The organism is Roseisalinus antarcticus, from assembly GCF_900172355.1.
Taxonomy (GTDB): domain Bacteria; phylum Pseudomonadota; class Alphaproteobacteria; order Rhodobacterales; family Rhodobacteraceae; genus Oceanicola; species Oceanicola antarcticus_A.
On the sequence record NZ_FWFZ01000026.1, the window covers coordinates 38,892 to 49,349 of the forward strand.

Annotated in this window: 9 protein-coding genes; 7 read left to right on the forward strand and 2 right to left on the reverse strand. The window is 67.4% G+C overall.

Going from position 1 to position 10,458, the window contains the following annotated elements; genetic code table 11:
* Positions 1-106 precede the first annotated feature (106 nt).
* Complete coding sequence (ade, locus tag ROA7023_RS17880) at positions 107-1,801, reverse strand: adenine deaminase (RefSeq protein ID WP_085880392.1); 1,695 nt, start codon at positions 1,799-1,801, stop codon at positions 107-109.
* Positions 1,802-1,877: 76 nt separating this feature from the next.
* Here ade and ROA7023_RS17885 point away from each other — a divergent pair, with 76 nt between their 5' ends.
* The 7 genes from ROA7023_RS17885 to ROA7023_RS17915 all read left to right on the forward strand — a co-directional run bounded on the left by ROA7023_RS17885 (position 1,878) and on the right by ROA7023_RS17915 (position 8,222).
* Entirely contained in the window at positions 1,878-2,354 is a 477-nt protein-coding gene (locus ROA7023_RS17885) for a GFA family protein (RefSeq protein ID WP_085880393.1), read from the forward strand.
* 116 nt (positions 2,355-2,470) lie between these two features.
* A complete protein-coding gene (locus ROA7023_RS17890; protein ID WP_234992297.1) occupies positions 2,471-3,643 on the forward strand; it encodes an ABC transporter substrate-binding protein in 1,173 nt (390 codons plus the stop codon).
* A gap of 72 nt (positions 3,644-3,715) precedes the next feature.
* Entirely contained in the window at positions 3,716-4,576 is an 861-nt protein-coding gene (locus ROA7023_RS17895) for a branched-chain amino acid ABC transporter permease (RefSeq protein WP_085880395.1), read from the forward strand.
* Between the two features lies 1 nt (position 4,577).
* Positions 4,578-5,528 (forward strand): branched-chain amino acid ABC transporter permease, encoded by a 951-nt coding sequence (locus ROA7023_RS17900; RefSeq protein WP_085880396.1) that lies wholly within the window; start codon positions 4,578-4,580, stop codon positions 5,526-5,528.
* Entirely contained in the window at positions 5,525-6,271 is a 747-nt protein-coding gene (locus ROA7023_RS17905; RefSeq protein WP_085880397.1) for an ABC transporter ATP-binding protein, read from the forward strand. Before ROA7023_RS17900 ends, ROA7023_RS17905 begins: the two co-directional genes overlap by 4 nt.
* On the forward strand, positions 6,264-6,971 hold the full coding sequence (locus ROA7023_RS17910; RefSeq protein ID WP_085880398.1) for an ABC transporter ATP-binding protein: 708 nt from the start codon (positions 6,264-6,266) through the stop codon (positions 6,969-6,971). The genes ROA7023_RS17905 and ROA7023_RS17910 overlap by 8 nt, the downstream gene beginning before the upstream one ends.
* Before the next feature lie 15 nt (positions 6,972-6,986).
* The gene (locus ROA7023_RS17915; RefSeq protein WP_085880399.1) at positions 6,987-8,222 is read left to right on the forward strand and encodes a cytochrome P450; all 1,236 of its coding nucleotides are present in this window, start codon (positions 6,987-6,989) and stop codon (positions 8,220-8,222) included.
* 177 nt (positions 8,223-8,399) lie between these two features.
* On the opposite strand, the gene ROA7023_RS17920 is transcribed toward ROA7023_RS17915, so the two are convergent.
* Positions 8,400-10,139, reverse strand: coding sequence for a SulP family inorganic anion transporter (locus tag ROA7023_RS17920; RefSeq protein WP_085880400.1), 1,740 nt, complete (start codon positions 10,137-10,139; stop codon positions 8,400-8,402).
* Positions 10,140-10,458 lie beyond the last annotated feature (319 nt).

The window sequence follows — 10,458 nt, forward strand, 5'->3', positions numbered from 1 at the left end:
ACAGGACAGAGGCGTCAGGGAAAGATCTTCATTGTCTCCCGTATCCCGGGGGTCCGGGGGCAGCGCCCCCGGCCGGTCGCCGCGCGTCCTGCGCGGCGAAACCGGCTCAGCCGATGATCTCGAACTTCAGAACATCCACCAGCCCCCGGTCGGTGATCTTCAGCGACGGGATCACGGGCAATGCCAGGAACGCCAGTTGCAGGAACGGCTCTTCAAGTGTGACGCCCAGGCTCCTGGCCGCGGCCCGAAGCGCGACCAGGTCGTCGCGAACCGTCTCGAACGGCTTCAGAGACATCAGGCCCGCCACCGGCAGCGCCAGTTCGGCCAGCACATCTCCGCCGCGCACCACGACGAACCCGCCCTCGATCTCCGACAGCCGGTTCGCCGCAAGCGCCATGTCGGCATAATCGACCCCGACGCAGGCAATGTTGTGGTGGTCATGGCAGACGGTCCCCGCGATCGCGCCCGAACGCATGCCGAAGCCCTTCACGAAGCCCGTCGCCATGTTCCCGTTCCTGCCGTGCCGCTCGACCACGGCGATGCGGATCAGGTCGCGGGCGGGGTCCGGACGCTTGTCGCCATCCTCAATGGGGATCGTCTCGTGCAGGTGATCCGTCAGGATCTGGCCCTCGCGAATGCCGATCACATCGGTCTCTTCCCGGTTGCCCGTGCTGCGGAAATCCTCCGGCGCCAGCGTTGGCGCCGAGACCGAGTGCCGCCCGATCGGCGCGATCTCTTCGCGCGCGGCAAAGGCCTCGGGTCCCACGACGATCCCGCCGCAGAGCACCATTTCTACCTCGCAGGCCTCCAGCGATCTGATGGCGACGATATCCGCGCGCCGCCCGGGCGCCACCAGCCCGCGATCGGTCAGCCCGAAAGCCTCCGCCCCCGACAGCGACGCGGCGCGATAGGCGGCCAGCACCGGCGTCCCGAGCGCGATCAGCGTGCGGATCATGTAGTCGAGATGCCCGTGCTCGTGGATATCAAGCGGGTTCCGGTCGTCCGTGCACAGGCACATGTAGGGCGCGGTCCGCTCTGTCAGCAGCGGCTGCAACGCATGCATGTCCTTCGACACCGACCCCTCGCGGATCAGCACCCGCATGCCCTTGTGAAGCTTCTCGCGGGCCTCGGCCATTGAGGTGGCCTCGTGCTCGGTCCGGATCCCGGCGGCGGCATAGGCATTGAGGTCCTTGCCCGACAACAGCGGGCAATGGCCGTCGACATGCCCGCCCTCGAACAGCCGCAGCTTGTCCATGCAGGCCCCGTCGCGATGGATCACGCCGGGATAATTCATGAATTCCGCCAGCCCGATGCCCGAGGGATGGCCGCGCAGTCCGGCCAGATCGGCGGCCAGGATCTCCGCCCCCGCGGTCTCCATGTGCGACGACGGCACGCAAGAGCTCAGCTGCACGCGGATATCCATCACTGTCCGCTCGCTTGCCGTCTGAAAATACCGGATTCCGTCGACGCCGACCACGTTCGCGATCTCGTGCGGATCGCAGATCGCCGTCGTGACCCCGCGCGGCGCCACGCAGCGGTCGAATTCGAACGGGGTCACCAGAGAGCTTTCGATGTGCAGATGCGTGTCGATGAACCCGGGCACCAGGGTCAGGCCGCTGACGTCGATCACCTCGACCCCGTCATAGGCCTCGCCGATCCCCACGATCGTATCGCCGCAGATCGCCACGTCGCCCGGCACCAGGTCGCCGGTCACAAGGTCAAGGACCTGACCCCCGCGCAGCACCAGGTCGGCGGGCTCATCCCCGCGCCCCTGCGCGATCCGTTTTTCCAGCGGTGCCATGCGCCCTCCTGTGCTTGCCTGTCCGGTCAGATGACCCCAGACTGCGCCCTACGTCCAGAGCGCGGGGATCGGAGCCATGGCCGAGACAGTCTTTGCCACCGGCCGCTGCGCCTGCGGCGCGGCCCGCTATACGCTCAACCGCCCGCCGATGATCGTCCATTGCTGCCACTGCCGGCAATGCCAGCGCGAGGCCGGGGCGAGCTTTGCCCTGAACGCATTGATCGAGCGCACCGAAATCGACCTCGCCGGGGATACGACGAGCTTTGCCCGGCCGACCGGCTCGGGCACCGGATTGGACGCGACAGGCTGCCCGCTTTGTGGCACCATTCTCTGGAACGTCTACCATGCCTCGGGCGAGGCCTTCGTCTGGGTCAAGGTCGGGACGCTGGACAACCCCGACCTCTGCCCGCCGTCCGTTCACATCTTTACCGCGACCCGCCAGCCCTGGGTCCTGCTCGACGACGGTGTCCCGGCCTTTGAGGGCTTCTATCCCCCCGGCACGGTCTGGACCGATGCCGCCCGCGCCCGGCGCAGAACTGCCCGGAAGGGCTAGGTGTTGACATCGCAACTCATGAACCTACGATCCCGAAGGCGAAGGGCCGTATCATGGGGCCGTTCGCCGCGACGGCGCCTTGCACCCGGGCGCGGCACAGTTTGAGAGGAGACACCGTGAAACCCATCCTGCACGCGTGTATCGCGGCGGTCCTTGCCGTGGCAACCACCTCGGGCATTGCCCGGGCGGACGAGATCAAGGTCGGCGTAATCGTCCCGGCCTCGGGGCCCTTCGCCACCTACGGCAAACAATTCTCCGAGGCGATCGCGGCCTACCAGGAGATCAACGGGACCACCGTCGGAGATCACACGATCGAGTTCATCTATCGCGATTCCGGTGGCCCGAATCCCGACCAGGCACGCGCCCTCGCGCAAGAGCTGATCATTCGCGAGCAGGTCGATTATCTCGGCGGTTTCGTCTTCACCCCCAATGCGCTCGCCGTCGCCCAGCTTATCGAGCAATCGCAGACGCCGACGGTGATCTTCAACGCGGCGACCTCGATCATCACCGAGGAATCGGATTTCTTCGTCCGGCCTTCGTTCACCCTGTGGCAGGTCTCAGCGCCGATGGCGGAATGGGCGCTGGCCAACGGTATCACCACGGTCGTGACCGCCGTCTCGGACTATGGCCCCGGGATCGACGCGGAGACCGGCTTCACCGCCGCGTTCGAGGCCGGCGGCGGCACCATCGCCGACTCGATCCGGATGCCCCTCGCGACCACCGATTTCGCGCCGTTCATGCAGCGGGTCCGTGACGAGGCGCCCGACGCGGTCTTTGCCTTTCTGCCGGTGGGGCCGACCACATTCGGCTTCGTGAAAGCCTATAACGAGAACGATCTGCGCGGTGCGGGCATCGAGTTCCTCGGCACCGGGGAAACCGACGAGACGACGCTCGAGGCGCTGGGCGATGCGGCGCTGGGCCTGACCACGGCCTATCACTACTCCTCTGCCCATGAGAGCCCCGAGAACGCGTTGTTCCTGTCAACGCTGGCCCGGCTCTACCCGGACGCGGTGGCGAACTTCGCCTCGGTCCAGGCCTATGACGGGGCCCATGTCATCTATGAGATGGTCCGCGCGGCCGGCACCGACGGCCCCGCCGCGATCGAGGCCGTCAAGGGCATGAGCTGGATGAGCCCGCGCGGTCCCGTCACCATCGACCCCGACACCCGGCACGTCACGCAGAACGTCTATATCCGCGTGGTCGACAAGGATGAGGCGGGAAACCTGATCAACCGCGAGTTCGAGACGGTCGAGCAGGTGCCCGACCTCGGGCTGGTCAACGACTACTGACCGGCCGCCGCGCCAGCCGGGCCGGGCGGAAGACCTCCGCCCGCCCGACGCACCACTGACCGGATAGGGTGCATGGGCACAATCCTCAACATCCTCGTGGACGGCGTCGCCTACGGGATGATCCTGTTCATGATCTCGGTGGGCCTGTCGGTGACGATGGGCCTGATGCGGGTCATCAACCTGGCCCATGGCGGCTTCGCGATGCTGGGCGGGGCCTTCGTGCATTATTTCGGCGCGGTCCTGGGCCTGCCCTTTGTGGCCGCCGCGGCGGTCGCGATTGCGCTGGTGGTGCTGCTGTCGGTGCCGATGGAGCGGGTGCTCTACCGATCCATCTACCGCATGGGAGAGCTGCAGCAGGTGCTGGCCACGATCGGCATCACCTTCCTGATGATCGCGAGCGTGAACCTCTGGCTCGGCTCGTCCCTGCTGCCGATCCGACTGCCCGACAGCTGGACGGGAATCGTCGACCTCGGGTTCCGATCCTTGCCGATGCACCGCCTGATCGTGATCTGCGTTGGCCTCGCGATCATGGCGGCGCTCTATCTTCTGGTGGAGGGCACACGCTTCGGCATCCGCCTTCGGGCGGCCGTCGACAACCGGGCGACGGCCTCGGCGCTGGGGATCGACACGGGCCGGGTCTTTGCGCTGACCTTCGGCCTGGGCGCGGGGCTCGCGGCGCTCGGCGGGATCCTCGGGGCGGAGCTGCTGCCGATCGACGCCTATTACCCCCTGCGTTACATGGTCCTCTTTCTGATCGTGGTGGCCGTCGGCGGCATGGGCTCCATCGCGGGCAGTTTCCTGGCCGCGCTGGCGCTGGGCATCCTGCAACAGGCCGTCCTGTACCTGGTGCCCGATTTCGGCACGATCTTCTTTTTCTGCTGCGTGATCGCCCTGCTGGCCCTGCGGCCGCAGGGCCTGTCGGGGAGGGTGTGAGATGAGCCCGAACCCACGCCGACTGGTCCCGGACCTGGTGATCCTCGCCGCGGCCGTGGGGCTTTTCTTCGTCTTCCCCTACGATCTGGCGTTCCTCACACGCATCCTGATCATGGTCGTCTTCGTCCTCTCGCTGGATCTCGTCCTCGGCTACGCTGGTATCGCGACGCTGGGCCATGCCGCGATGTACGGCACCGGCGCCTATGCCGCCGGGCTGTTTGCCATCCATGTCTCGGCCGACCCCCTACTCGGGCTTGCCGCCGGGGCCGTCGCGGGGGCGGCCATCGCCGCGGTCTCGGGCCTGATCATGATGCGGGCGCATGGGTTGACCCTGTTGATGCTGTCGATCGCCGTAGCCCAGGTCCTGCAGGAGGTCGCCAACAAGGCGCGACCGGTGACCGGCGGGGCCGACGGGCTGCGCGGCATCCGGATGGAGCCCGTCCTCGGCATATGGGAATTCGATTTCATCGGGCGCACGGGCTATTGGTATGCCTTCACGGTGATGGCGCTGGTGCTGGTCATGCTGAAGGTCGTGGTCGCCTCGCCCTTCGGGCTTTCGGCCCGGGGCATCCACGAAAGTCCCGCCCGGATGCGGGCCATCGGAACGCCGGTTTATGCCCGGCTTGTGGCGATCTATACGCTCGCGGGCGGGATCGCGGGCGTCGCGGGGGCGCTGGCCGCGCAGGTCACCTCGCTGGTCAGCCTCGAGGTCTACAGCTTCGAGCATTCCGCCGAGGCCGTCATCATGCTGGTTCTGGGCGGGACCGGCAGGCTCTACGGGGCGGTGCTGGGCGTCGCTCTGTTCATGACGGTCGAGCATCTTGCGGCCGCGGTGGACCCGTTCAACTGGCTGTTCATCATCGGGGCGCTGGTGCTTGGCGTGGTGTTCTTCGTGCCGGCGGGGCTGATGGGTGTGCCGGGGGCGCTGGCCCGTCTGGGGCGCGGAAGATGAGCGGTCTCGAAGTCAACGGTCTGAACAAGAGCTTCGGGGGGCTGACCGTGTGCAAGGATGTGACGTTCGAGCTCGGGCCCGGCGACCGAAAGGCCCTGATAGGGCCCAACGGCGCGGGCAAGACCACGCTGGCCAACCTCATCACCGGCATCGCGCCGCCAAGCAGCGGGACGATCCGGCTGGACGGCCGCGACCTGCGCGGCCTGCGCGAGCCGCAGCGGGTGCGGGCCGGTATCGCCAAGACCTTCCAGATCACAACCCTGTTCAAGCGACTGACCGTGCGCGAGAACATCCGCCTCGGCGTGTCGGAGCGCAAACGGCAGGGGCTGAAGCTTCTTCGCAGGGCAGATGGCGACAGGGCCACCGAGGCCGAGGTCGCCGAGCTGATGCATCAGTTCCGCCTGACGCGGCACGCCGATACCACGGTCGAAAACCTCGCCTACGGTCAGCAGCGCCTGATAGAGATGGCGCTGACCCTCGCGCTGCATCCCCGGATCCTGATCCTGGATGAGCCGGCGGCCGGGGTCCCGACCTCGGAAAACCACCTGATCGTCGAGGCGATAGAGCGTTTGCCCAAGGACCTTGCCGTGCTGATCATCGAGCATGACATGCAGCTTGTCTTCAAGGTGGCGCGGTCGATCATCGTCCTGGTGAATGGCGCGATCCTGACCGAGGGCACTCCGCGAGAGATCTCCCGCGACCGGCAGGTCCGCGACCTCTATCTCGGGGCCGGACATGGCTGAGATGCTGAGCCTCGGCGGCGTCACGGCCGGCTACGGCGAGACCCGCGTGCTGGAGGATCTGACCCTGTCGTTCGCCGAGGGCGAGCGGCTGGCGATCATCGGGCGCAACGGCATGGGCAAGACCACGACGCTGGCCACGATGATGGGGCTGACCCGGCTGCATTCCGGGGCCGTGCGGCTACGGGGGGCCGATATCTCGCGCCTGCCGCCGCATCGGCGCCAGGCATCGGGGCTTGGCATCGTGCCCCAGACCCGGGACATCTTTCCCTCCCTCTCGGTCGAAGAGAACCTGCTGGCCGGACAGACCCGGGGCGGCGGCACGCTGGCCGAGGCCTATGCCCTCTTTCCCCGCCTCAGGGAGCGTCGCCGAAACGGGGGCGCCCTGTTGTCAGGAGGCGAGCAGCAGATGCTGGCCATCGCCCGCACGCTGATGGGCCGGCCCGAGGTCCTGCTGCTGGACGAACCGCTGGAGGGCCTCGCGCCGGTGATCTGCCAGATGCTGATGGATGTGTTCGAACGTCTCTCCGCCGAGGGTCGCACCATAGTGCTGGTCGAGCAGCATGCCGAACTGGCGCTGCGGTTCGCCGACCGGGCCGTCATCCTCGATACCGGGCGGATCGTGCACGAAGGTCGGGCCGCCGACGTGCTGGCCGATCCGGCGCTGCTCGACCGTCATGTCGGGGTCGGTCTCGACGTCTGAATCGAAAGGAAGATCATGGAGATGCAGGATGGTCATGCCGCCATCGACCCGCCGGACGGCGTGCCTGTCTGGGATGTCGACCCCTACGCCGAGGCTACGCTGGCCGCGCCCGAACCGTTCTACGAAGCCCTCCGCGCCAGATCGCCCTTTGCCTATCTCGCGCACTACCGGATGTTGGTCTGCGGCGGCTATGACGTCACCCGAGAGGTCTTCTCCGATCACGATCGCTTCGTGTCCTCCCGGGGCGTCGGGCTCCAGGATTTCGACCTGGAGGACCCGTGGCGCCCCCCGTCCATCGTGCTCGAGGTCGATCCCCCCTATCACACCCGGACCCGCCGGGTGATCACCCGCGCCCTGTCGCCCAGCGCGGTGCGCGAGATGACCGAAATGTTCCGGACCGAGGCCGAGCGGCTGGTGGACCGTCTGCTGGAGACAGGCCGCTTCGACGCGGTGGCCGATTGTGCCGAGATCTATCCGACCACGGTCTTTCCCAGGGCCGTCGGCCTGCGCCAGACCGACCCGCGCCGGTTGGTGGACTACGGCGCCATGGTCTTCAACGCGCTCGGCCCGGACAATGCGCTGCGCCGCGCGGCCATGGCCAAGGGGCCGGACATCGTGCCCTGGATCACCGCCCGTTGCGCCCGCGACGAATTGATCCCGGGCGGCTTCGGCGCGACCATTTTCGAGGCTGCCGCCAAAGAGGAGATCACCCCCGAAGAGGCCGGCATGCTCGTGCGGTCGCTGTTGTCCGCCGGGGTCGACACGACCGTGACCGGCATCGGCAACGCGCTGTGGTGCCTTGCGACCACGCCAGGTGCGCTGGAGGCGCTGAAGGCCGACCCGAAGCTTGTGCGCCCATGCATCGAGGAGGTTCTGCGCCGCACCTCGCCGGTCCATGGCTTCTGCCGCACGGCGGGGCGCGACACCGAGGTCGCGGGCGTGCAGATCGTGGCGGGAACCAAGATCCTGTGCTCGCTCGGCGCGGCCAACCTCGACCCCGAGCGCTGGGGCGCGGATGCCGGTGACTTCGTGGTGCACAGGCGGCCCGTCGGGCACCTCGCCTTCGGCGTGGGCGTGCACAATTGCGTGGGCCAGACCGTGGCGCGGGCCGAGCTTGACGCTTTCCTGACCGCCTTTGCCGCCCGGGTGGACGTGCTGGAGCTGGACGGGGCCCCCGTCTGGCGGCCCAACAATGCGATCCGTGCGCTGGCCACGTTGCCCGTCCGGATCGCGCCCCGCCGCCGGGCCTAGGCGGCGGATGTCGGGGGCATACGGTTGCAAGGAAAGGGGCCGTCCGGCCAGGCGGCTTGGCAAGTCATATGTGGAAGGCATCGCGCTCGCATTCTGCGTCAGGATCGTGGCTCCTGACGCTTCTTGCACGGCGCCGGTAAAGGTTGGGTAAAGCGAACCGCGACCGGCCCGGACCTGCTATTCGGCTGCCTTCCGGCTGTCACAACCGTCGCAAATCGACGTCCAGGCATCGTATTGGGACAGGAACACCTTGCCTGACAGCGCATCCAGGAAATGGGAGCGCTTGAGGCGGTCCATCACCGGGCCCTTGACCTCGGACAGGTGCAGCCGGATCCCCTGGTCGGCCAGCCGCGCGTTGATCGCCTCGAGGCTTTCGAGCGCCGACAGGTCGATATTGTTGACCGCCGAACACATCAGCACCACTTCGCGCAGCTTCGCGTTGGTGGCGAGACGATCGAGGATCAGGTCCTCGAGAAACCGTGCATTCGCGAACCACAGCGCCTCGTCGATACGCAGTGTCAGCACCTCGGGGTGCAGGTCGACCTCGTGTCGCTTGAGGTTGCGAAAATGCTGGGTGCCGGGGACAAGCCCGACCTCGGCCACATGGGGCCGGGCGCTGCGCCACAGGTGCAGGGCGATGGACAGGATCACGCCCGAGGACACGCCGGTTTCCACCCCGAAGCCCAGGGTGAGGGCGATGGTCGCCGCGACCGCTGCAAAATCGGCGCGGTTGTAGGTCCAGGCGGTCCGCAGGATCTTGAAGTCGACGAGCGACAGCACGGCCACGATGATCGTCGCGGCCAGTGTCGCCTTCGGCAAGAAGAAGACCAGCGGCGTCAGCGCAAGCGCGGCGATGGCCAGGCCGATCGCGGTGAACGCGCCGGCTGCCGGCGTCTCGGCGCCCGCGTCGAAGTTGACGACCGACCGGGCAAAGCCGCCCGTGACCGGATAACCGCCGGTGAAGGCCGCGCCGATGTTGGCCGCGCCCAGCCCGATCAGCTCCTGGTCGGGGTCGATGCGCTGGCGCTTCTTCGCGGCCAGCGTCTGCGCGACCGAGATCGATTCGACGAAACCGATGACCGAGATCAGCAGCGCCGGCACCGCCAGCGCCGACAGCAACTCGAACGACAGCGGCGGCAGGGTGAGGGGCGGCAGGCTTTGCGGCACGGCGCCGACGATGGAGACACCCCTGTCCTGAAGCCCCAGCAGCGCCACAAGCGCGGTGGTGACGACGACGGCCAGCACCGGGCCGGCCTTGGTGGCGATGCCGGCCGCGCCCTGCGACAGGCCGAACCGGATCAGCAGCGGCTTCAGCCCCTTGCGCACCCAGAACAGGAACGCGGTGGCCGAGACGCCGATGACGAGGGTCGGCAGGCTGGTTTCGGGCAGGTGGGTCCAGAGGCCGTGCAGCATCTCGGGCAGGGTGTGACCGGAAGCCTCGACGCCGAGGATATGCTTCAGCTGGCTGGTCGCGATCAGAATGCCGGAGGCGGTGATGAAGCCGGCGATGACCGGATGGCTGAGGAAGTTCGCGATGAATCCAAGCCGCAGCAGCCCCAGCGCAAGCAGCATCGCGCCCGACAGAAGCGCCAGAGTCAGCGCGGCGGCGGCATAGCCGATGGTCCCGGCCTCGGCGACCTGGCCGATCGCGGCGGCCGTCATCAGCGACACGACCGCCACCGGTCCGACCGCCAAGGCGCGCGACGTGCCGAAGACCGCGTAGGCGAGGATCGGGACGATCGAGGCATAGAGCCCCGCCTCGGGCGGCAAGCCGGCCAGCAGGGCATAGGCCAGCGACTGCGGAATAAGCATGATCGTCACGATCACCGCCGCGATCATGTCCGCGCCGAAGGCGGCCCTGTCATAGCGGCGGCCCCAGTCGAGAATGGGCAGGTATCTTGTGATGCTGTTCGCCATCTGAGTCTTTCCGGCTTTGCGGGAGAGGTCCCGAGTCGCTGATACATTTAGATTATGAAATGTGTTATGACCAGCCCCCTCCGGCGGAAACATTCATCAGGTTGGATGTTTGCCGTCCGGTCGGGAACCCCGGTGGCGAGGACGAAGGTTGAACGGGTGACCCGCTCCAGGCCCTAGGCTCAGGACCCATTAAACGGGTTGAGGCTGCGCGGTCTGCGTGATTCATCGTCCCCGAACCAAAGGGGGCATGATGAGCGATCTGTATTGGCTGAGCGAGGCTCAGATGGCGCGGCTGAGGCCCTATTTTCCGAAGAGCCAT